The organism is Komagataeibacter xylinus (assembly GCF_031081985.1).
In the GTDB taxonomy this organism is placed as follows: domain Bacteria; phylum Pseudomonadota; class Alphaproteobacteria; order Acetobacterales; family Acetobacteraceae; genus Komagataeibacter; species Komagataeibacter xylinus_E.
In genome coordinates, this window is the sequence record NZ_JARWSK010000005.1 from 1 (window position 1) to 22,641 (window position 22,641).

The window sequence follows — 22,641 nt, forward strand, 5'->3', positions numbered from 1 at the left end:
CTTGTCAAAGAACCGCCGGAGCAGCATCGCCGTCCGGTGAAGGGGCTTTTACGGATATTAGCCCCCCCTGTCAACGCCATGCCAAAAACCCGAAAAACACACGGTATTCAGCCATAAAACACACTTAACATTCACAATCCGCACCAAAAAAAATGCACGCAAAGTGAAAATTATACGAAAAAAGGAGGGGCAAGCCCCTCCTTTCCTCAAATCCGGGGCCACTACCATGAGAACAGCTCTCCATCACGCTGGGCACGCCAGACAGTTCACTCTACCCAAACCACGCGACGGGCACTGATAAAGCGCGCCACTCGCGCGGCAAGCATCGGGCATTGAAACATATTTATATAATAAGACCCGAAAGCGCCCGCGGACTCACTCCGCTTCGAATTGATTTATCGCAAGGCAGATTTCATTAAATGTCACACCCTTATAGGTGGCAGTTTGTGCTACCTTGCAAAACCTTCTTTATAGGGTTGGCAAACAGGGATAGAACCATGTCATCTTGTCTTTAAGCGCGCTGACAGGCTTACTTTAAGTGTATCATATCCTTTTTCCGTATATTGCCCAGCCTCATCAGGAGTTCCATTCATTCCCGATCGCGCTGGAAATGGCGCGCCTGTATAAAGATGTTCGGGTTCACATTGCCAGCCTGACAGATGAACGCGCAGACCGGCTTCACGAGCTTTCGCGTCTCTATCCGGAGTCTTCCGTTACCTTTGATATGCTGGCCATGCCCCAGTGGATCCGCAACCACATAAAGCAGCATGGGCCGACGCCACTGAGCAAAATGGCCGTGCTTTTTCTGAACAGAAATTATTTCAACAAGTTTCAGGCCATTGTCATTCCCGAGCGCACCTCGCTCTATTTACGCAAGATGGGAGTGCACAACCCCCGCCTTATCTGGACCCGGCATGGCGCCGGAGACAGGGCCATCGGCTTTACCAATGACGTGCGGAAATTCGACTATATCCTGATGGCGGGCCACAAGGTTGAAGAGCGGCTGCTCCATGCGGGCACATTGCGCAAGGGGCACTATACCACTGGAATCTATGCAAAATTTGACATGGTGCGACGACTTCACGTTCAGGCACGCCCGCTTTTTGATAATGGGCGCCCCACGGTTCTCTACAACCCGCACTTCAGTCGCAGCCTGTCTTCATGGCCACGATTTGGCATGAAATTGCTGCGATATTTTGCGCAGCAGGAAAAATATAACCTCATCTTTGCCCCGCATTACCGGCTTTTCGATACAAATCGTGAGAAAAGCATGGAAATCCTGGCGCCTTTTACCCAGTTTCCCCATATGATCATTGACCTTGGCAGCGACAAAAGCGTCGACATGACCTATACCATGGCTGCCGATCTCTATCTGGGTGATGTCAGCAGTCAGGTCAGTGAATTCCTTATAAAACCGCGCCCCTGCCTTTTCCTTAACGCGCACCGGACCCCATGGCGCGGCGACCCCAATTATGAGAACTGGACCCTTGGCCCGGTCGTGGAAAACGTGGAAACAGCAGGCAATGACCTTGACAATGCTTTCCTGTCACATGCAAATTTCCTTGATCGGCAAAAAGAGTATATACACGACACATTCGGGTTTGAGCCGCCGGCAGATACGGCGGCCAAAGGCGCGAAATCGATTATTGACTTTTTGAGGGTAATTGGTTGAACACCGCCCATTCGCCGTTTCAAGATACGTCTGTGGAAGTCAAATTACCGGAAATGATAAGCCTCCCGACCCCCTCCGATTCTGGTCTGCCTCGTCGTTACGGCGATTTTTCGTCGTTTCCGGCTGCGCTGGACTATGCCGCCCAGGGCAAGAGCGGCTTCAACATCTATTCCGGCAAGGGCGTCCTGCTCGAAACGCTGCCTTACAGCACGTTGCGCGAACAGGCGATCGAGACCGGCAGGCGCCTACTGTCACTCGGGCTTGAACCGGGCGACCGGGTGGCCGTCGTAGCGGAAAGCGATGGTGACTTTGCCCGTATCTTCTTTGGCTGCCAGTATGCAGGCTTGGTGCCCGCGCCCCTGCCGCTGCCGGTCGCCTTTGGCGGGCGCGAGGGCTATGTCGGCACCCTGCGCGGCATGATCGAGGGCGCTGCGGCATCGGCCGTGGTCATCGCCTCGATCATCGCATCATGGACTGATGAGATCACGACCGGGCTGGACCTGAAGTTCTCCGGCACGCCAGCCGAACTGCTGCAAACGCCCATTACGGTCGAAACCCTGCCCCCGGTCGGGCCGGATGACCTGTCCTATTTGCAGTTTTCCTCGGGTAGCACGCGTTTCCCCATGGGCATTGCCGTAACCCAGCGTTCGGGCATGGCCAATGCACACGCCATTGCGCTCAACGGGCTCAAGGTGCGCGAAACCGGCGATCGCTGCGTGTCGTGGCTGCCGCTTTATCATGACATGGGACTCGTTGGTTTTTTCTTAACGCCCATGACCTGCCAGCTCAGCGTCGACATGCTACCCACGCGTGAGTTCGCCCGTCGCCCCCATGTATGGCTGGACCTGATCAGCCGCAATCGCGGCACGATTTCGTACAGCCCCTCCTTTGGCTATGAGCTGTGCGCGCGTCGCGCCACCTCGATCGAGCTTGATCTCTCATCGTGGCGCGTGGCGGGCATTGGCGGCGACATGATCCGCTATCATATCCTTGAGGATTTCGCCCAGCGCTTCGCGTCCGCCGGTTTTGACAGCGGTGCCTTTACCGCCAGCTACGGCATGGCCGAGGCGACGCTGGCCATCAGCTTCGCTCCGCTTGGCAAGGGCATCTGCACCGATACGATCGACCTGCGCGCGCTCGAGACACAGGGCAAGGCCGTAGCCTCCAATGATCCGGCCCGCGCGCTGCGCACCTTCGTGCTTTGTGGCGAGGTGCTGCCGCATCACGAGCTTGAAGTCCGTGATGCGCAGGGCCGTGTGCTGGGCGACCGCGAGATCGGCACCGTCTATGTGCGTGGCCCGAGCCTGATGCAGGGCTATTTCCGCCGCCCGCAGGAAACCGCCCGCGTGGTCGATGCCGAAGGCTGGCTCAATACCGGCGATCTTGGCTACATGCTCAACGGGCAGGTTGTCATTACCGGGCGCGCCAAGGATCTGATCATCATTAACGGTCGCAACATCTGGCCGCAGGATCTGGAATGGTCGGCCGAGACCGAGATCAGCACGCTGCGCAGCCGTGACGTGGCCGTGTTCTCAGTTGATGAGGATGAAGGCGAAAAGATCGTGGCCCTCGTGCAGTGCCGCGCGACCTCGCCCGAAGCCCGTGAAACGCTGAAAACCGAAACAGCCAGCCTGTTCCGTCGGCAGCATGGGGTGGATGTGTCCATCATCTTGGTGCCGCCCCACACCCTGCCGCAGACTTCATCGGGCAAGCTGACGCGGGCTCGGGCTCGGGCCATGCTGCTTTCCGGGGCGTTCCAGCCGCTGGAAACATCCTCTTCCGTTTCCGTGGTCTGACAAGTCTGGCAACGCATCTATATGCGTTGCCATGTCAGTTCAGGATGGAAAGCAGGACTGGCCAAAAACCTGTTTTTCGCGCATAAGGCTTTGCAATGAAGGGGACCGGTTGCAGTCCCCGTCCCCGCCGCATGCGCGGGGCGACCATTCATGCTGATCCGCTGCCTCTGGCAGGCTGGACATGCCATAAGGATGTAGGAATGAGTGAAACGGTAGCGAGCGTCTCCGCGCTGATCGTGAAGACGCTGCTGGCGAACCCGAAGGTTCCCCGTGATATCAATGGCAGCAGCAAGATCGTTGAGGATCTGGCCTTCGATTCACTGGCCGTCATGAATTTCGTCATGGAAATCGAGGATACCCTCGATGTTTCCGTGCCGCTTGACCGGCTGGCCGATATCCGCACCATTGATGACCTGGCTGCCTGCATCGTTTCCCTCAAGCAGGCTTCCTGACGCATCATGTCGATTTTTTCCAAATATGAAGGGCTGGCCTCCGCCCTTGCGTCCGTAACCGCTGGTGGCGGCCGCAACCCCTTCAATGTCGTGATCGAAAAGCCCATTTCCTCAACGGTGGGGCTGATCGAAGGGCGCGAGACGCTGCTGTTCGGCACCAATAACTACCTGGGGCTGAGCCAGTCACCTGCGGCAATCAAGGCTGCGATAGCCGCAGCAGAAGCCTATGGCGTGGGCACGACCGGCTCGCGCATTGCCAATGGCACGCAGGGCCTGCACCGCCAGTTGGAGGAACGGCTTTGCGCCTTCTTCCGGCGCAGGCACTGCATGGTATTCTCCACGGGCTATCAGGCCAATCTTGGCACCATTTCCGCCCTTGCGGGTAAGGATGACTACCTGCTGCTCGATGCCGACAGCCATGCCAGCATCTATGATGGCAGCCGCCTTGGCCATGCGCAGGTGATCCGCTTCCGCCATAACGATGCCGATGACCTGCACAAGCGCCTGCGCCGCCTTGAGGGCACGCCGGGTGCGAAGCTGGTTGTGGTTGAAGGCATCTATTCCATGATGGGCGATGTGGTGCCCATGGCGGAATTCGCTGCCGTCAAGCGCGAGACCGGGGCCTGGCTGCTGGCCGATGAAGCCCACTCCGTTGGCGTGATGGGCAAGCATGGGCGCGGCGTGGCCGAGGCCGATGGCGTGGAAGATGATGTGGACTTCGTAGTCGGCACCTTCTCCAAAAGCCTGGGCACGGTGGGGGGCTACTGTGTCTCCAACCATGACGGGCTGGACCTGATCCGCCTGTGTTCACGGCCTTACATGTTCACGGCCTCGCTGCCGCCGGAAGTCATTGCCGCAACCATGGCGGCCCTGACCGAACTGGAAAACCACCCGGAGCTACGCACCCGCCTGATGGACAATGCCCGCAGGCTGCATGCGGGCCTTCAGGCGGCGGGCCTGCGCACTGGCCCGCAGGCAAGTCCGGTCGTATCGGTCATTCTGGATGACGTGGCGGTTGCCGTGGCGTTCTGGAACCGGCTGCTTGACCTTGGGGTTTACGTCAACCTCAGCCTGCCGCCCGCAACGCCGGACCAGCACCCGCTGCTGCGCACCTCCGTCATGGCAACGCATACGCCTGCGGAAATTGACAAGGCTGTTGATGTCTTCGCGACAGTCGCGCGCGAGATGGGACTCAGCCACGCCGCCTGAAGAATCCTGCCTGCCGGAGCTTCCATAACAGGTACGGCAGGCAGATCAGCGGATGCTGCTCGGAAAATGGTCCAAGCGGCAGTTCAATGCCGGAGTGCCGCCTGATCTTCCAGGCAATATAGCGCGCGCCCCCTTCAAACGTGAAGGCGCCCTTGAACAGGCGGCTGACATTGAGCACCCGCCCCAGCCGACCGCGCAGCCACCAGCCTTCATGCATGCTGCGCCGCAATTGCGGGGTCAGGCGCGGGGCAAGGCGATCCCCCTCTCGCGAGAACGGCAGGCCATCGGCCAGCCATATATCAGGCAGCAGCGCGCGATAACGCGCTTCACGCCCCTCAAGCAGGGCGGATGGCCTGCGCCCGTTCTCCACCCGCAATTCCGCGCCATAGGTGTGCGCGAACAGCGCCAGCCAGAATGCATCCGCCGTGCCCTGTTCAGGGCCAAGAGCCGCCGCCCAGCGCCCGGCCTGCCCCATGGCGCGCACCAGGCAGCCCAGTATGGCGTCAGCCGCCTCTGGCCCACGCACCCAGACCAGCCTGACCGGCTGGCAGAACCGCGCCCAGATGGTGGTGTCAAGCGTGGCCCGCCCCGTCATGCGCCGGAACTGGGCAATCGACAGGATGGCCACCTTGGCGCGGATGATGCGCCCGCCCACCGGGATCTCGTGGTATTCAACATTGGGCGGCAAAAGGCGATTGGCCTCACGCGCGAAGTAACCAGAGGTCCAGTCTTCCAGCCGTTCCACGATGACATAAAAGTCCAGCACGCCATCAGGGTCGGGTTCGCGCAGCACGGAGCCGTAAAACAGCACGCCCAGGGGCTGCGTCTTACCCAGCAGCTCGCATACAAACTGCGTGACAAAGGCAGGAACCGGCTGGACCAGTTCATTGGCCAGCGTATGGGCAATGCGCCCTGCCGCGGCAAGGCGGCTGGAAGGATCAGCCATGGTCAGCATTCCTCAGGCGTGGATAAAGTCGATGGGTGCCGTGGCGGACAGCATGATCCGGCCAGACGCGCCGGGGGAAAAGACTTCCCCATCCAGCACGAAATCGGATTCAAGCGCCATTTCGATCCGCTCTTCGCAACCGCTGCAGTAATCCGGGTTATGACGCAGCCAGGCCGGGTGCCGCCCCCGCAGCAGCGCCCAGGCCGCAGCACCGAGGCGCGAGGGCTGGCCTGCCACATGCAGGTAATTGATTACATCGGTGCGCCCGCCCGCCACGTTCCAGAACGGCCATATGCCATGCGGCAGGCGCTGGAGCGTGCTGGACAGGAACAGAAAGCAGTTTCCATGCCGCACCGACTTCTCACCCGCCCTGAGCGTAATCGGGTTGCCCTGCATCCATTCCCGCCGTGAGCGACGGGTGAACAGATGCGCGACCGAAGACAGGAACGAGACGACAACCGCCATTTCATGGGAGTAATTGTTCAAGATGGCGGGCTGGTGGGCGAGTTCAATGCCGCGCGTAAAGGCGGCGGCCCCGTGGAACATGCCTACGACCGCAGGCTTGGCCTCGGCCTCGGGCCATTCCACAACAAGCCCGCAACGCCTGCGCACCTTCTGCCGCAGCGTGCCCGCCTCCGCAAGGCTGAGCAGCAGGTCAAGGGCCTTGCGCCCGCGCAGGCCAAAGCCCACGTCACCCGCGATCAGGTTGGTATTGCCCGAAGGCAGGATGGCAAGGGCAGGGAAACGCGCGGGGTCGTAATGGCGATGGATGGCGGTCAGCACATCGCTGACCGTGCCATCCCCCCCATCGACCACGATACAGCCCATGTCGCGCGCGGCCAGTTGCGCGATTGCGGCATCGAGAAGGGAACGGTCGGCCGGATCAATGAAATTCTCTCCCAGAAGGCTACGGGCCATCGGGGCATACGAACTCTTGTCGCCCATATTCCGCCGGCTGCGCGGGTTATAAACAAGCGCAAAACGTCCGGTCACTGATGATTCCATCCCTGTCTGAAATTTGACTTACAGGCCATAAGCAACCATCTGCCTTCTATTGCAAGGCACGAAACGATGGAACGCATCACCACACTGGCAGGCATAACACCGCCCGGCCCGGTTACTGACCGGCCTGATGCAGGGAAAGACACCAGCTTGAACACCATCACCATAGCCCATCTTTCTGACCCGCATCTGCCGACGGAAATGTCGCCCCCGCGCCTGCGCGAGAAGCTGAACAAGCGCGTGTTCAGCCATCTTTCATGGAAGCGGCGCCGCCGTTTTTTGCACCGCCCGGAAATTCTGGCCCGCGTGATGGCCGATATCGGCAGCGCCCATGTGAACATGATCGCGCTGACTGGCGACCTGACCAATATGGGCCTGCCGGGAGAATGCCGCCACGCCCTGCGCTGGCTTGAACAGATGCCCGCCCCATGCACAGTCATACCGGGAAATCATGACACCCTTGTGCATGATAACTGGCAGCAGACCGTAGGCCTGTGGCAGCCATGGATGGGCGCACTACCCTTTCCGTTCGTGCGCCGGGTGGGCCCGGTTGCGCTGATCGGGGTCAGTTCGGCGGTGCCGACGCCCTGGTTCAGGGCCACAGGCCGCGTGGGCGCGCGCCAGGCTGCCCGCCTGGCCGCAATACTGCACGAAACAGGCAGGCAGGGGCTGTGCCGCATTGTCATGATCCACCATCCGCCCGTGCCGGGCCTCGCCATTGCCCGCAAGGCGCTCAAGGATCCCCAGCTTTTCGCCCATGGCATTGCGCGCGAAGGTGCCGAGATGGTACTCCATGGTCATATCCATACCTCCACCCTGTCTTCCCTGCCCGGCCCCGCAGGCGCGGTGCCGGTGCTGGGCATTGCGTCGGCATCGGCACGGTCACATGATCCGCTGCGCGCGGCGGCATGGAACCGGATTACCATCACGCCACGCGATGGAGGGTATACGCTTGGTGTTACAAGGCGTTTCTTTCCGGCGGGGGAACCGGCGGGTACAACGCGGGAAACTATTTTTTGAATGAGTCCTCCTCCGTATCGTTTTTTGGATATAAGCACGCCTAGATGAGCCGCATGTCTTTACAGCACGGGATTCTGGCCAAGCTGCGTCCCACAACCATGGACCGCTACCTGCTGCGGCAGGTCGTGCCGCCGTTTTCCATCGCGCTGGGCGTGGTCATGTCCGCCCTGCTGCTGGAGCGGCTTCTGGTGCTGTTCAACATGCTGGCTGCCAATGGCAGTTCCATGAAGACATTCTTCGGCCTGCTCAGCGACCTGATCCCCCATTACCTGGGGCTCGCACTCCCGGCGGCCATGTGCGTGAGCGTGTTTTCCATTATCCGGCGCATGAGCGCCAACCATGAAATTGATGCCCTGACGGCCAGCGGGGTCTCGATCTTCCGCATCTGCCAGCCCTTCGTGCTGACAGGGGCGGTGTTTGGCGTGCTGGCCTTCTCGCTCTATGGCTTCATCCAGCCTTACGCGCGCTACGACTACCGCTCGGCCTTCTATTTCGCCAGCCATGCGGGCTGGACGCCGCACCTGCAGTCCAAGATGTTCGCCATATCCGATGACATCATGCTCACGGCCGAGAACGTGGACCATGCGGGGTCGCGGCTGTTCCATGTCTTTATCCGTGACAATTCGGACAAGTCGCGCGTGCGCTACATTACCGCGCAGAAGGGTTACCTGTACAATCCCGCCGACGGCTCACGCATGCGGCTTGACCTCGTCAACGGCACCATCGTAACCGACACGCCCGACAAGCCCCCCACCATCACCGGCTTTACCCGCACCACCCGCCTCATTTCCGGCGAGGCCAAGCTTGATGATGAAGCCTATCGCAAACGCGGCGAGACAGAACGCGAACTGACCTTGCCAGAACTGTATTACGGCATACGGCACGGCTACCCCGGCATCAGCCCGTCCTACATGCTGGCCGAACTGCACTTCCGCCTCGCGCGCACGGCCGCCATTCCGTTCATTCCCATCCTGGCCTGCGCGCTTGCGGGCGTGCGCAAGCGCCAGAAGGGCAATCCCGGCCTGGCCATTGCCGCCATCACGCTGGTCAGCTTTGACCACACGCTGCAGATGGGCATGAGCTTCGTCGCCAACATGCACATGTCGCCGCTGCTGGTCATCTGGCTGCCTACGGTCATTTTCGCCGTAGTGTGCGTCGGCATGCTGATCCGGCAGGCAGGCGGCCTGCGCACCCTGCTCTCGCCGGGGCCGCGCCTGCCGCCACGCCAACTTTCGGCAGATGGCCTGCCGCGACGGATGCAGGAAAAAGAGGCATGAAGCTACGCCTGCGCCTGGCCAGCGGCACGGTCCTGCTCGGGTATATCTCGCGTGAGTTGCTGGCCAAGGTGTTCACCACGACCATCATCGTCGTGGCGCTGATGGAAATCCTGGCCCTGCTGGAACAGGTGACCGAAATCATGCACCGTCACCTTGGCCTGTCCGGGGTATTGTACTACGCGGTCATGCACCTACCGCTCCTGTTCGGCAACGCCATGCCCATAGCCGTGCTGATTGGTGCGCTGCTGACGCTGCTGCAACTGACGACATCGAACGAAATCTCGATCATGCGGGCGGCCGGCCTGTCCACCCCGGGGCTGATCAAGCTGTGCCTGCCCACCATACTCGGCCTTGGCGTGCTGTGCGGGGTGGTCAATGACCAGATCACGCCGCGCTCGGAGCAGCACCTCGCCGAATGGTGGAACGCCACGACCCCCGATGCCGCGACGGTATGGCACAACTACTGGCTGCGCGCGCATGATGACCTGATCAACATCAACTACCTTTCGCGTGGCGGGCAGGCGCTTGACGGGGTCTCGGTCTATCACCGCGACCACCAGAGCCTGCTGCAGAAGGTCACCACCCTGCGCGACGTGCATTACATCCATGGCCACTGGTATGGCACGCCCACGCGGGTGGTAAGCGTGATCAGCCCGACCCACGTCGAACTGCTCGACACGCCTGCGCAGCCCGTGCGCCTTGACTGGCCCGATACGCTCACGCCCGGCTACGTGATGCAGATTACCGTCAGTTTAACCCAGTCCATCGGCACCATGCTGGCCGAGCAGAACGATACCATGCCCTCCAGCCAGTCGCCCTCGTTTTTCATAACCGAAATACTGGGACGCATCATGTTACCGGTCACGTTCGCGGTAATGCTGTTACTCGCCGTGCCGGTGGTCTATATCCCCCCCCGGGCTGGCACGCGCAGCTGGTTACCCATATGGTGCCTTGGCGCGGGCCTGCTGTTTGTCGTGTTCCAGGGGCTGCTCCGCGCGCTTGGCAATGCGGGAACATTGCCCTCGCTTATGGCGATATTCGTCGGGATCCTGATTTTCATCCTTGGCGTCATCACCGTGCTACTGAGGATCGAAGAGCGATGATTACAAATACCCTGAAGAACAGTTCCATCCGCACAGGCCGCAGCTTCGACCTGGGCAAGATGAACCTGTCCCAGCTCTGGATTGCCTACCTCACCTACCCCACCATCATCCTGTATTTCGTGCTGGCCATCGCCAGTTACGCGGTCATGGTGCACACCTACACGTCGTTCGCGCCGGTCGCCATCAGCATCGCGGCGGTGATGCTGGTCTACCCGCTGGTCTGGTATGGCATCCATCGCTTCATCCTCCATGGGCGGTTCCTGTACCGCATGAAATGGAGCGCCACCCTGTGGAAGCGCATCCATTTCGATCACCATCAGGATCCCCACCTGCTTGACGTGCTGTTCGGCTCGCCGCTCAACACCATTCCCACCATCGCCATCGTCACCATTCCCATCGGCTACGCCATTGGCGGGCTGGCAGGTTCGGGTGCCGCCTTTGGCGCGGGGCTGACCATTACGTGCATCTATGAATTCTTCCACTGCATCCAGCACCTGAACTACAAGCCGCGCATGCGCTGGATCCAGTTGATGAAGCAGCGCCACGTTCTGCATCACTTCCATAACGAGAACGGCAATTACGGCATCACCAGCTTCGTGGCCGACCGCATCTTCCACAGCTATTACCCCGATGCCCGTGGCTGCCCGCGCAGCCCCACCGTGTTCAACCTTGGCTATGACATCGAGGAAGCCCATCGCTACCCCTGGGTGATGGAAGAGACCGGCTCCCCCCCGCGCGACCGCCCCGATGGCGCCAACACCACCCGGAACGCGGCGTGAGCACGGACATGGCGCTGAATGTTCTCATCCTGGCGGGCAGCAGGCCGGGGCGGCCCGACCCCATGGCGCAGGCGGCGGGTATTTCGCACAAGGCCCTGCTGCCGGTTGGCGGCAGCCCCATGATCAGCCGGGTCATCACCGCCCTCCAGTCGGTCGAGGCCATTGGCAGGATCGCCATCTGCATCGAGCGCCCCGAGGTGCTCGCGGGCATCGTGCCCGACAACGTGACCTTCATCCCCCCCGCCTCCGGGCCGAGTTCCAGCGTGATGAAGGCGCTGGACACGCTGGGCACGCCGCTGCTGGTCACCACCGCCGACCATGCCCTGCTCGAGCCCGCCTGGGTGCGCAGCTTCGTGCTCAAGGCACAGGAAAGCGGGGCCGACGTGGCCGCAGGCATTGCGATGGAACGCGATATCCTGCGCGATGTGCCGGGCACCAAGCGCACCATGATCCGTCTGGCTGATGGCGCCTTCTCGGGCTGCAACATGTTCCTGTTCCGCACGCCTGCCGCGGCCGGCGTGATCCGGCTGTGGCAGAAGCTCGAGGCCGACCGCAAGAACCCGCTTAAAATGGCGCGTACGCTTGGCCTGGGCATCCTGCTGCGCTTTGTGCTGCGCCGCCTGACCCGTGCGGATGTATGCCGCCGCATCGGCCAGCTTTCACACGCGCGGGTGGCCATGATCGAGCTGCCCAACGGGCGCGCCGCCGTGGATGTGGACAAGCCCGCCGACCTTGAACTGGTCACGCACCTGCTCGCATCCCACCCCCTGCCCGCGACCTGATGCCCACGCCCTGACGCCATGCACCGTCCATCCGCGCCACAGCTTCAGTCCGCCATCCGCACGGGTGTCAGCCAGATGTGCCGGATGCATGGGTGGGCGGTCCTGCATGAATTCGTCCTGCCTGATCGCAGGCGGGCCGATATCATGGCCCTGACACCGCAGGGCGACCTTTTATGCATCGAGATCAAGTCCGGCCTGCCGGATTTTCGCGCCGACCATAAATGGCCCGATTACCTGCAATGGTGCGACCAGCTCTATTTCGCGGTCAACCAGGACTTTCCCCACCACATCCTGCCGCAGACAGCCGGGCTCGTGATCGCCGCCACCCGGCCTGCTGCCGCGCAGGCAGCCACCTGCATGGACTGCGCCATCATCCACCACCCGCAGCGCAGCCCGCTTGCCGCCGCACGCAGGCGCAAGCTCACGCTACAGTTCGCCATGCAGGCCGCCGAACGGCTGGGCCGGGTTGACATGCCGCAGGTGGAACATGCGGTGAAAACGGCGTTACGTGTAGAATAGAGTTCCTTCCACAAGAAAGGTTACCCATGTCACAGGCCATCCTGACCCGCTTTGAAGCCGCCCGCTCCGTCGTGCGCGATGCCGCCGCCCTCGCCATGAAAATGCGCCCTGCCCCCGGCGGCCCCAAGGGCACCCAGAAAAGTGCTCAGGACTGGCTGACCGAAACCGATGGAGCGGTGGAAGCCTTCATCTCCGAGCGAATCGGCATGCTGTTCCCCGAGGATGGCTTTCAGGGCGAGGAAGAAGGCCGCACCCGTACCGGCAGCCTGCGCTGGGTGGTGGACCCGATCGATGGCACCTCAAACTACGCGCGCGGCCGCAATCGCTGGTGCATCTCGCTGGGCCTGATGGATGGCGACACCCCCGTGGCCGGCATTATCGAGGCCCCGATGCTGGGCGAGACCTATACGGCGGTAAAGGGGCATGGCGCATTCCTTAACGGCGCGCGCATCCAGGCCTCCCCCGTGACCGACCCCGCCACCTCCCTGATCGAGATGGGCTGGAGCAACCGGGTGCCGCCGGGCGTGTTCCAGGAAAAGATCGACGCCATCCTGAACCTTGGCGCCATGCCACGCTCGGGCGGCTCAGGCGCCATTGCCCTGGCTGAGGTCGCCTGCGGGCGGCAGGACGGCTATCTGGAAATTCGCATCAACCTGTGGGATGTGGCCGCCGCCCTCGTGCTGCTGGAGGAGGCAGGGGCGAAGGTCTCACCCTTCCTGCGCGATGGCGGGCTTGAGGATGGCATCCATATCCTTGCCGCAGCCCCCGGCATTGCCGATGCCCTGTCGCAGGCGGTAGGCGTCTCCCTTAAATAACGGCAATATAGGGCTGGATCATGCCACGCAGGCTTGCCTTGAGAGCCATGATTCAGCCATGAACACAGACCACTCCAGTGCACGGACCGTTTTGTTGGATCAGCCGTGACGAATCGGAAAGGGAGCATGGGTTTGCACAAGTTTCATCTCATCAGGACGTCACTCGCCACGCTGGCCCTGATGATGCCGCTGCACGCCGCGATGGCCGCCAGCATGGAAGAAGAACAGAGCCTGGTGGACCGTGCCACGCTGACCGTGCGCGACATGTTCTCAGGCGCCACGGCGGGCAGCAAGGTTACCCGTTATCTCGCCGAATCGCGTGGCGTGATTGTCTGCCCCTCGGTGTTCCGCATGTCGATCGCCTTCGGCGGCGGCGGCGGCGGTTGCGTGTTCCTGACGCGTGATGCCCATGGCTCGTGGTCCGACCCGGCCTTCTACCGCATGTCATCGGCCAATTTTGGCCTCCAGCTCGGCATGCAGGATGTGCAGGTGATGCTGTTCGTCATGACGGATCAGGGCGTGCAGTCGCTGCTCGACAGCCAGATGAAGCTGAGCGCGGATGTCGGCACGTCCTTCGCCTCATCAGGCTCGGGGCTTGAAGCGGGCACGGCGGGCGAGCACAACACATCCATCAAGGGCGTGCAGAAATCCAAGGGCCTGTTTGCAGGAGCCGCCCTTGGCGGCTCCAAGATGCGGGTCAACAGTGCCGCCAACCGCGCCTATTACAACCAGATTGTAGGCCCTGAGGATATTGTTGTGTCCATGCGGGTGAACAATTCGGGGGCTGACCCGCTGCGCTCCGCCCTGACCGAGGTGCTGGCCACCGCGCAAAGCCGCCCGGACAAGAATGGCCAGACCAGTAATACGACGCAGACCCAGCAGCCGATGACAACCGCGCCGTCTGGCTCGGTAAGCAGCCAGAACCTGCCTGCTCAGTAAGAGATTACCTGAAAACCAGAGAATATTCGGGTGCCGCCTTTATTTAAAAGGCGGCATTCCTTTTGAAGCCTGATGAAAAAGCTTCACCAGACACTTTCTGTCATTGGTGCTCAGACTGGCCCGCGACTGCGCGCCTGCTGGCCCGGAAGGCCGCCACGTGGCGATTATGGTCATCGAGCGTGCTGGTAAAATCATGCCCGCCCAGACCATTGGCCACGAAATAAAGCTGGTCGCCCTGAGCCGGATGGGCGGCGGCATAAAGCGCTGCCATGCCAGGCGAGCAGATCGGCCCCGGCGGCAGGCCAGCAATCACGTAGGTATTGTAAGCCGTAGGCTGCTGCAGGTCGGCACGGGAGAGCGCATGCCCCAGCGGCCCTGCCCCCTTGTTCAGCCCATAAACCACGGTCGGGTCGGACTGAAGCCGCATGCCCTGATGCAGGCGGTTGAGAAACACACGCGCCACCACGGGGCGTTCGGAGGCGATGGCCGTTTCACGCTCGATCATGGAGGCCAGCACCAGCAGGTCATGGCGGTTGACGATGGCCGGATCCACCTCGCGGTTTTCCCATGCCTGGTCAATGGCGCGGTCCATGGCGTGCTGCATGCGCGCCAGCATCTGCGCGCGCGGCATGCCCCATTCGTAATCATAGGTCAGCGGCATGACCGATCCCTCATCGGGGAAGGGAAAGCTGCCATCCATAAAGGGCGCATGTTCCAGCAGGTTCGCGATCTGGATGGCGGAGAGCCCCTCCGGCACGGTCAGCCTGTGCACGACCGGCTTGCCATGCCGCAACACCAGCAGCACCTGATGGATGGAGGCATGGGCGGGAAAGACCAGCTCGGCAGCATGAAACGCGCCATCCACCCGTGTCAGCACGGTAGCGGCCTCGAACACCTTCTGCGCAAGCCAGCCCTGCTCGATGATACCCGCCGCCTGCAGGCTGGTCAGGACCTGTTCTGTCCCGCCATGGGGCACGACCTGCGTGCGCTGCTGTGCCAGCGGGCCGGGGGCATTGTACTGCCGCACGCCGATGAACAGGGTGCCCAGACCTGACAGCACCAGCACGAGAAATGCCAGCCCACATACCGCCAGAACCCTGCGCACACCCGCTCCTTCGCCCTATGCCTGAAATAAAAAGGGGCGCCCTCAGGCGCCCCGGTCCTACACGCCGCGCAGGATGATGCTGGCGTTGGTGCCGCCAAAGCCGAAGCTGTTGGACAGGATGGTGTCGATCTTGCGCTCCTGCGCCGTGTGCGCAACCCGGTCGATCACGCTCTCGCGTGAGGGATTGTCGAGGTTGAGCGTGGGCGGGGCCACATTATCGCGAATGGCGAGGATGGAATAGATCGCCTCGACCGCGCCTGCGGCACCAAGCAGATGCCCCGTGGCCGATTTGGTGGACGACATGGCCAGCTTGCGCGCATCATCGCCAAACAGGCGCTCGACGGCATCAAGCTCAAGGTCATCGGCCATGGTGGAGGTGCCATGCGCGTTGACGTACTGAATGTCAGCCGTGGTCAGGCCCGCGCTGCGCAGCGCGTTCTGCATGGCGCGGAACGCCCCTTCATGGCCTGCGGCAGGCGCCGTGATGTGGTGCGCATCGCCCGACATGCCATAACCGATCACCTCGGCATAGATCTTGGCACCGCGCGCCTTCGCGTGCTCGTATTCTTCCAGCACCACGATACCCGCACCCTCACCCATCACGAAACCATCGCGGTCACGATCCCACGGGCGGGAAGCCTTTTCCGGGGTGTCATTGAAGTGGGTGGACAGCGCCTTGGCGGAGCAGAACCCCGCAATGCCCAGCGGGCACACGGCGGCCTCGGCACCACCAGCCACCATCACGTCGGCATCGCCGAGCATGATCATGCGCGCGGCATCGCCAATGGCGTGCACGCCGGTGGCGCAGGCGGTCACGACCGAATGATTCGGCCCCTTGAATCCGTATTTGATCGAGACATGCCCGGAGACCAGGTTGATCAGGGCGGACGGAATGAAGAAAGGCGAAAGCCTGCGGGCCCGGCCTTCCTTTACCGTCACGGATGCCTCGTAGATGGTCTGAAGACCGCCGATGCCTGCGCCGATCATAACGCCGGTGCGGCAGCGATCCTCTTCCGATTCCGGCTTCCAGCCTGAATCCTCGACCGCCTCGGTAGCCGCGACAAGACCGAGATGGATGAAGCGGTCCATCTTCTTCTGGTCCTTGACGGGCACCCAGTCCGAAAGGGTCAGGCCGCCACTTTCCGTAGGCCCTGCGGGCACTTCGCCCGCAACCTGCGCGGGCAGGTCAGAGGCATCGAACGATGAGATACGGCCAAAGCCGTTCTCTCCGGCCACGATACGCGACCAGTTGCGCTCAACACCCAGTCCGAGTGGGCTGACCATACCCATACCGGTTACGACAACACGCCGCTGTCCAGACATTGATCCGGTAGACTGCATCAACCCGCCCTGCTTCCTGAAAGTAACGATACCTGACTGAATTCGTAATAACTATTGATCGACAAACGGGTCGATCAGGCAGCTTTCTGCTTCTCGATGTAGTCGATCGCGTCCTTCACGGTCGTGATCTTTTCAGCGGCATCCTCGGGGATCTCGACGCTGAACGCTTCCTCGAACGCCATGACCAGCTCGACCGTGTCGAGGCTGTCGGCGCCCAGATCGTCGATGAAAGAGGCATCCGGGGTGACCTTGCTTTCGTCAACACCAAGGTGCTCGACTACGATCTTCTTAACCTTATCGGCGATTTCGCTCATCTGTCTCTGCTTCCTGTCTGCCCCTGAAGAAACGGGCGGTTCGAAACGTGTTCGTCCTGTAACGTCCCTGCAAACCGATGACGTACACCGGCCCGCTTCGGACGAAGCTGCGGGCGATTAGCACGGTTTTGATGCAATCGCCAAGGCGGCGTTTGCATTTCCTGTCCGCACGCCCCGCAATGAAGGGGACAGCTGGGCTGTCAGGACTATCTTTTTTGTCACTTCAGGCCCGCTGTCCAGCAAAATATCACATTGCTCAGACCATCGCCATGCCACCATTGACATGAAGCGTGGCCCCCGTGACCCATCCGGCCTCGTCCGATGCCAGATAGACCACCGCGGGTGCGATGTCACCGGGCTGGCCCATGCGGCCGAGCGGGATGGAGCCGACCAGCTTTTCCTTCTGTGCCTCGGGCAGCACGTCGGTCATGGCGGTCTGGATGAAGCCCGGCGCCAGCGTATTGACGGTCACGCCACGGCTGCCTGCCTCCTGCGCCAGCGACTTGCCCATGCCGATCATGCCCGCCTTGGCGGCGGCGTAGTTGGCCTGGCCTGCATTGCCCGTCACCCCCACCACCGAGGCGATGTTGATGATGCGCCCCGCCCTGCGGCGCAGCATGCCCTTGAGTGCCGCGCGGCACAGGCGGAAGGGGGCGGCGAGATCCACGTCAAGCACGCGGCTCCAGTCCTCGTCCTTCATGCGAATCGCAAGCGTGTCGCGCGTCAGCCCCGCGTTGTTGACCAGAATGGACAACGGCGCACCGGCCTTCTCCTCGGCTGCGGCGACCAGCGCGTCGGCCGCCGTGGCATCCGACAGGTCAGCGGGGCACACATGCAGGCGGTCAGCACCACCCTCGGCCCCGATGCTGGCCGCAACCTCCTCCAGCACGGCCTGGCGCGTGCCTGACAGCACGACCGTAGCCCCCTGCGCATGCAGCGCGCGCACGATCTCGCGCCCGATTCCCCCCGATGCGCCGGTCACCAGCGCAACTTTTCCATCCAGCCTGAACATGAGCTGTCCGTTCCCTTCGGTATCCATCAATCAGAATGCCCCCGGCACGCGGGCCGGAGGCGTTGTTTCAGCGCGTGGCCAGATAGGCTTCGATATCCGCCGGCGTGCCGACCGAGCGGGTCGCGACATCGCCATTGATGCGCTTGACCAGCCCCGCCAGCACCTTGCCCGAGCCGATCTCGACAAAGCTGTCCACGCCCATGGCCACCATGGCGTCCACGCTTTCGCGCCAGCGCACGGTGCCGGTAATCTGGCGCACCAGCAGGTCGCGGATCGTGGCCGGGTCGGTCACCTTGGCTGCCGTCACGTTGGCCACTACCGGCACGACGGGGGGCTTGATCTCGGCCGCGTCCAGCGCCGCGCGCATGGCCTCGGCGGCAGGTTCCATCATCGAGCAGTGGAAGGGCGCGGAGACCGGCAGCTTGAGCGCGCGCTTGACGCCCTGCGCCTTGGCCAGTTCGATCACGCGGTCAATCGCCGCCATCTCGCCCGCCACGACCACCTGGCCGCCGCCATTGTCGTTGGCCACCTCGATGATCTGTCTGTGGGTCTTGCCCGCCTCATCGGTATAGGTCGCGGCCTCGGCGCACAGGCTGGCGGCACGCGCCATGTCCATGCCTACACCAATCAGCGCCGCCATGCCGCCCTTGCCCGGCGGCACGGCGGCCTGCATGGCGTTGCCGCGCAGGCGCAGCAGGCGGGCGGTCTGGGCGATGCCCAGCGCACCGGCAGCGGCAAGGGCCGAATATTCGCCCAGCGAGTGACCGGCCACCAGCGCCACGTCGCGCCTGAGGTCCACGCCGCCTTCGCGCTCGAGCACCCGCAGCACGGCCAGCGAGACGGCCATGAGCGCGGGCTGGGCGTTGTCGGTGCGGGTGAGGTCCTCCATCGGGCCTTCGAACATGAGTTTGGAGAGATGCTGGCCCAGCGCCTCATCAACTTCCTGAAACACTTCGCGCGCCGGGGCGAAGGCCTCGGCGAGGTCGCGCCCCATTCCAACTGACTGACTTCCCTGACCGGGGAAAACAAAGGCTTGCACAGGCATGACTTCCATCCAGACTAACTATGGTTCTTGGGTTCATCCGCGTGATGCGGGCTGGGGCGGGCAGTGTCAATCACCATCACGCCCGGCGCGCAGCAGGTGGCAGCCAAGCAGCAGCACATCCCACGGCAGGGCCGCGACCTCACGCACGCGCCAGAACCACCGCTTGTGCCAGCGCCGCGCGGCGGGCACGGATGGCGGCGGCACGCGCATGACCTGCCAGCCCATCATGCGCATGAGCACAAGGCAGCGTGGCAGGTGATAGGCGCTGCTGGCCACCGCCACCGGCCCTTTATACCCGCGCTGGCGCAGCAGCCGGGTGCAGGCGATGACGGAGGCCAGCGTGTCGGGTGCCGTGCCTTCCACCAGCACGGCATCAGGTGGCACGCCCGCGGCTTCCAGCATGGTGGCCATGACATCGCCCTCCCGCAGGCCCGAAGGGCGCGACAGGCCGCCAGTCGGCATGTACAGCACCGGCGCACGGGCTGCGCCAAAGGCATGCGCGGCCGACAGACGCAGCCACAGGGTGCGGCCCGGCGCGCCATCAGGCTGGAGCCTTGCGCCGAATATGACGATGGGCAGCGGCGGCTGTGGCATGGTCCCTCAGGCAGGCGCGCGCAGCAGCACCCGGTTGAGCGATTCCAGCGTGGTGAACATCTGCGCCCAGATCTTGGCAAAGCGGCTGGCCGAGACACCCCGCGTTTCCATGATGGCGGCAAGGTCGGCCACCGTGCGCTCGCCATCGATCAGCGGCAGGATGCCACGCGCCTGCGGCGGCAGGGCAACGGCGACCTGAAGCGTGCCGAATGCAAAGGGCAGCCGGTCATCACCCCCCATCATACGGGCGAGTTCAAGACCGGGAATCTCGCGCATGACGGGCACGGCACCGGGCGCAAACGGGTCCGCCCGCGTAACCGGCTCGCTCACGCGGCGCACATAGGCGACATGGGTGGCCATGTTGCCTGCCACGTCCTCCGCCACGGCCTGGCGGGCGCGTTCGGGCAGGGCTGCAATCCGCTCGCGCAGGCGCGGGTCGGGCAGCAGCAGGGCGGGGTCGTAGCGGGCGGGTTCCATCAGGCAGCTCGCCGCAAGCCCCGCGCGGTCGAGCAGGGCATGGAAGGCGGTAATGTCATAGGCCCGGTCACGCGGGTTGAGCAGCAGGTCATACAGCCCCGCGTCGCCCCCGGTCAGGTGATCGCCAAAATTGGTGTTCTGCCGCAGCCAGGCGGTGGCGGGCAGATGGCGCATGACACGGCGGGCCACGTCGAGCCGCCCCTTTGGGGCCTCATCCACCGGGGCAAGGCGCTCAAGGGCATCTTGCAGCATGTACACGCCCGTGCGGCCATAAGGCGCATAGACCATCAGCCCCATGCCGCCACCAGGGGCCAGCACGCGCTCAAGGGCCGCAAGCCCGGCATCGGGGTCGGGCAGGTGGTGCAGCACGCCGCAGCAGTCGATGTAGTCGAACGGGCCGGGGGCCACCTGCGCGATATCGGTCAGGTCGCCGCGCACGAAGCGCATGTTCTCCAGCCCGCGCGCCGCGGCACGCTGGCTGACAATATCGAGTGCCGCGGGCGAACGGTCGAGGCACAGCACCTCGCCCGGCCGCCCGGCCCGCGCCATGTGGGTGGCCAGCATGATCGCGCCATCACCCGTGCCGCACCCTGCCACCAGCACCCGCAACGGCTGCGAACGCGGGCGGGTGGCGCCAAACACCCAGTAATCGATCTCGCGCAGGTGGCTGGGGCTGCCGATCAGCAGCCTGCTTTTTTCCTCGCGCGGGTCGCGGGCGGGATAGGGGTACTGCTCGTACTGGGCCACAAGCCCGGCATCACGCCCGTCATGCGGGGCGGGAATGGCGCTTTCATCGCGGGTCATGACGGGCCTCAGCGCGGCAGCAGCTTGCCGCGCTGCCAGGCCTCGGCGGCGTCTTCAGCGCTCATGCCTTCAAAACGCATGGCATGGTCAAGCGCGCTGACCACCTTGTTGCCCAGCGTCAGTTCATCAAGCTCGTCGATCAGGTCGCTGTCCATGTCGCCACGAATGGCGGAACGCAGCAGGATGCGGGCATCCTGCTCCGCGCCATAGCTGCCCTTGGGGTCATCGAGCGCGAGCAGCTTCTGGCCGTAATGCACGAAGGAAGGCTGCCAGGCGGGAATGATCTCGGGCAGGCTGGCCTCAAGCACGTGGGCTGCGTGGTCATGGGCCTCCGCGTCGGGGCGGGCGGCAATGGTGTAGCCTGCCTCGGTCAGGTTATAGGCGGCCACGACCTGGCGCACCCGGTCGAGCAGCGATGCGGGGGTCACGATCTCGCGGCTGACGGGGCAGTCGGTCGCGGCCAGCCCGGCAACCGAGGTCACGCCCGTGGCGGCGGCCTCGGGCACGCCCCAGCCAAAGACGGGACGATAAAGCTGCCCGAAGGCTTCCATGCCCAGTTCGGGGGCCAGGAAGGCTGCATCCACCTCAGGCAGCCAGGCCGAGACGAACAGGTCCACATCGCCACGGCGCATGTGCTCGATCATCTCCGCGCGCGGGGCAACGACGTATTCAATTTCCAGCTCATAGGCTTCAAGCACGCGGGCGACAGCGGCGGCGGAGGCCTGCTGCACGGTTTCATCAAGGTGCCCGAGGGTCACGGTGGTCATGTAGTTTCACTCCTTGGTGGCAAGTGTGCCCGGCCCGTCAGCCCTGCTGCTGGGGAACCTGCGCTGCGTGCCCGGTCTGGACCGGCGCCACGCGCTGGGGGTGCGCGGGTGCAACGGCATAGTCAAATACGAGGGTGGTGACGATATAGGGTGCGGCGAATTTCTTGAAGGCTTCATGCGCGGGGTCGAAATAGGCCGGGTCGGTCACGACCGGGCGGCCCACGTAATAATTGCGATCCCCCTCCGAGCGGAAGGTGACCACGAAGGCCTGCTGCAGCCCATCATCCACGCCCTCGCCGCTGATCTGGGCGCCGGTCTCGATCGAGACCACCACGGGCGCACCATCCTCGCGGCGCGAGGTGCGGGCCAGCGCCATGAACCGGCGCACCACCTCGGCACGCTGGTCATCGGTAATGGTGGGCAGAAAGCGGAACAGCACGATATGGCGCACAAGGCCACGATGAAAACCCGCCGAGGTAAAGCGCAGCAGCCCCACCTGCGAGGCCATGAGCCGCTCGGCCCGCGTGGCGTCGCTCAATGGCGGCTCGGCTGGTGCCTGCGCCGCGCTGGCCGGAGCGGGAACCGGCACGGCGGCCGGGGCCTGGGCTGGAACCGGGGCCGCAGGAGCGGCTGATGCCGGAGCCGGAACCACGGGCGCCGTCGAGGCCGGGGGCTGGGCCGGAACCGAAGCCGCAGGAGCCGTCGCGGTCGGGGCCACGGTCGCGTCCGGGGTGGGTGTTGCAGGCGCGCCATCCGCCCACGCGGCTCCTGCCAGGAACAGGCAGCCCGCCGCGATGATGGCAGCCTGTCCCGCCCTGATGTCACGCACCTTCATTCAGTCTTCATTCCTTTCATGCAGCAGCCATTGGAG

At 63.3% G+C, this 22,641-nt stretch carries 23 protein-coding genes; 12 read left to right on the forward strand and 11 right to left on the reverse strand.

All coding sequences use genetic code 11. The annotated features are described in order from the left end of the window. Nucleotides 1–538 precede the first annotated feature (538 nt). From QEG70_RS10370 to spt, 4 genes are all read left to right on the forward strand, one after another. A complete protein-coding gene (locus tag QEG70_RS10370; protein ID WP_308720594.1) occupies nt 539–1,672 on the forward strand; it encodes a sensor domain-containing protein in 1,134 nt (377 codons plus the stop codon). Between the two features lie 53 nt (nt 1,673–1,725). Further along, nucleotides 1,726–3,468, forward strand: a complete 1,743-nt coding sequence (locus QEG70_RS10375; protein WP_308720595.1) for a fatty acyl-AMP ligase — start codon at nt 1,726–1,728, stop codon at nt 3,466–3,468. 200 nt (nt 3,469–3,668) lie between these two features. Then, on the forward strand, nt 3,669–3,920 hold the full coding sequence (locus tag QEG70_RS10380; RefSeq protein WP_007400085.1) for an acyl carrier protein: 252 nt from the start codon (nt 3,669–3,671) through the stop codon (nt 3,918–3,920). A gap of 6 nt (nt 3,921–3,926) precedes the next feature. Next, complete coding sequence (spt, locus tag QEG70_RS10385) at nt 3,927–5,129, forward strand: serine palmitoyltransferase (RefSeq protein ID WP_308720596.1); 1,203 nt, start codon at nt 3,927–3,929, stop codon at nt 5,127–5,129. On the opposite strand, the gene QEG70_RS10390 is transcribed toward spt, so the two are convergent. Both QEG70_RS10390 and QEG70_RS10395 read right to left on the reverse strand, forming a co-directional pair. After that, nucleotides 5,113–6,075 carry a hypothetical protein gene (locus QEG70_RS10390; RefSeq protein ID WP_374762588.1) on the reverse strand — a complete coding sequence of 321 codons (963 nt, stop codon included), beginning with the start codon at nt 6,073–6,075 and terminating at the stop codon, nt 5,113–5,115. The genes spt and QEG70_RS10390 overlap by 17 nt on opposite strands. Nucleotides 6,076–6,087: 12 nt before the next feature. After that, entirely contained in the window at nt 6,088–7,080 is a 993-nt protein-coding gene (locus QEG70_RS10395; protein WP_308720598.1) for a diacylglycerol/lipid kinase family protein, read from the reverse strand. 147 nt (nt 7,081–7,227) lie between these two features. On the opposite strand from QEG70_RS10395, the gene QEG70_RS10400 reads away from it, so the two are divergent. The 8 genes from QEG70_RS10400 (at nt 7,228) to QEG70_RS10435 (ending at nt 14,311) form a co-directional block, all read left to right on the forward strand. After that, on the forward strand, nt 7,228–8,097 hold the full coding sequence (locus QEG70_RS10400; RefSeq protein ID WP_308720839.1) for a metallophosphoesterase family protein: 870 nt from the start codon (nt 7,228–7,230) through the stop codon (nt 8,095–8,097). 44 nt (nt 8,098–8,141) lie between these two features. Then, entirely contained in the window at nt 8,142–9,374 is a 1,233-nt protein-coding gene (locus tag QEG70_RS10405; RefSeq protein ID WP_374762589.1) for an LptF/LptG family permease, read from the forward strand. Beyond that, nucleotides 9,371–10,477, forward strand: coding sequence for an LptF/LptG family permease (locus tag QEG70_RS10410; protein WP_308720599.1), 1,107 nt, complete (start codon nt 9,371–9,373; stop codon nt 10,475–10,477). Before QEG70_RS10405 ends, QEG70_RS10410 begins: the two co-directional genes overlap by 4 nt. Further along, a complete protein-coding gene (locus tag QEG70_RS10415) occupies nt 10,474–11,256 on the forward strand; it encodes a sterol desaturase family protein (protein WP_308720600.1) in 783 nt (260 codons plus the stop codon). The genes QEG70_RS10410 and QEG70_RS10415 overlap by 4 nt, the downstream gene beginning before the upstream one ends. 8 nt (nt 11,257–11,264) lie before the next feature. After that, a complete protein-coding gene (locus QEG70_RS10420; RefSeq protein ID WP_308720841.1) occupies nt 11,265–12,038 on the forward strand; it encodes a nucleotidyltransferase family protein in 774 nt (257 codons plus the stop codon). 18 nt (nt 12,039–12,056) lie between these two features. Further along, on the forward strand, nt 12,057–12,557 hold the full coding sequence (locus QEG70_RS10425) for an MmcB family DNA repair protein (RefSeq protein WP_308720601.1): 501 nt from the start codon (nt 12,057–12,059) through the stop codon (nt 12,555–12,557). Nucleotides 12,558–12,583: 26 nt separating this feature from the next. Beyond that, nucleotides 12,584–13,372 (forward strand): inositol monophosphatase family protein, encoded by a 789-nt coding sequence (locus tag QEG70_RS10430; protein WP_308720602.1) that lies wholly within the window; start codon nt 12,584–12,586, stop codon nt 13,370–13,372. Between the two features lie 126 nt (nt 13,373–13,498). Continuing rightward, nucleotides 13,499–14,311: a lipid-binding SYLF domain-containing protein gene (locus QEG70_RS10435; RefSeq protein ID WP_308720603.1), complete on the forward strand. Its 813-nt coding sequence runs from the start codon at nt 13,499–13,501 to the stop codon at nt 14,309–14,311. A gap of 100 nt (nt 14,312–14,411) precedes the next feature. Here the strand turns inward: QEG70_RS10435 and mltG are convergent, their stop codons facing one another. The 9 genes from mltG to QEG70_RS10480 form a co-directional block, all read right to left on the reverse strand. After that, nucleotides 14,412–15,416 carry an endolytic transglycosylase MltG gene (gene mltG, locus QEG70_RS10440; RefSeq protein ID WP_308720604.1) on the reverse strand — a complete coding sequence of 335 codons (1,005 nt, stop codon included), beginning with the start codon at nt 15,414–15,416 and terminating at the stop codon, nt 14,412–14,414. Between the two features lie 57 nt (nt 15,417–15,473). Beyond that, nucleotides 15,474–16,757 carry a beta-ketoacyl-ACP synthase II gene (gene fabF / locus QEG70_RS10445; RefSeq protein WP_308720605.1) on the reverse strand — a complete coding sequence of 428 codons (1,284 nt, stop codon included), beginning with the start codon at nt 16,755–16,757 and terminating at the stop codon, nt 15,474–15,476. Between the two features lie 74 nt (nt 16,758–16,831). Continuing rightward, nucleotides 16,832–17,071, reverse strand: a complete 240-nt coding sequence (locus QEG70_RS10450; RefSeq protein WP_003618476.1) for an acyl carrier protein — start codon at nt 17,069–17,071, stop codon at nt 16,832–16,834. A gap of 256 nt (nt 17,072–17,327) precedes the next feature. Beyond that, nucleotides 17,328–18,083, reverse strand: a complete 756-nt coding sequence (fabG, locus tag QEG70_RS10455) for a 3-oxoacyl-[acyl-carrier-protein] reductase (RefSeq protein ID WP_308720842.1) — start codon at nt 18,081–18,083, stop codon at nt 17,328–17,330. A gap of 67 nt (nt 18,084–18,150) precedes the next feature. Further along, nucleotides 18,151–19,077 carry an ACP S-malonyltransferase gene (gene fabD / locus QEG70_RS10460; protein ID WP_374762590.1) on the reverse strand — a complete coding sequence of 309 codons (927 nt, stop codon included), beginning with the start codon at nt 19,075–19,077 and terminating at the stop codon, nt 18,151–18,153. A gap of 117 nt (nt 19,078–19,194) precedes the next feature. Continuing rightward, the gene (locus tag QEG70_RS10465; RefSeq protein ID WP_308720607.1) at nt 19,195–19,722 is read right to left on the reverse strand and encodes a YdcF family protein; all 528 of its coding nucleotides are present in this window, start codon (nt 19,720–19,722) and stop codon (nt 19,195–19,197) included. Between the two features lie 6 nt (nt 19,723–19,728). Then, nucleotides 19,729–21,003: a class I SAM-dependent methyltransferase gene (locus tag QEG70_RS10470; RefSeq protein ID WP_308720608.1), complete on the reverse strand. Its 1,275-nt coding sequence runs from the start codon at nt 21,001–21,003 to the stop codon at nt 19,729–19,731. An 8-nt stretch (nt 21,004–21,011) separates the two neighbouring features. Beyond that, on the reverse strand, nt 21,012–21,770 hold the full coding sequence (locus QEG70_RS10475; protein ID WP_308720609.1) for a glycine betaine ABC transporter substrate-binding protein: 759 nt from the start codon (nt 21,768–21,770) through the stop codon (nt 21,012–21,014). Between the two features lie 37 nt (nt 21,771–21,807). Beyond that, nucleotides 21,808–22,605, reverse strand: coding sequence for a Dabb family protein (locus QEG70_RS10480; protein WP_308720610.1), 798 nt, complete (start codon nt 22,603–22,605; stop codon nt 21,808–21,810). Between the last annotated feature and the right edge of the window lie 36 nt (nt 22,606–22,641).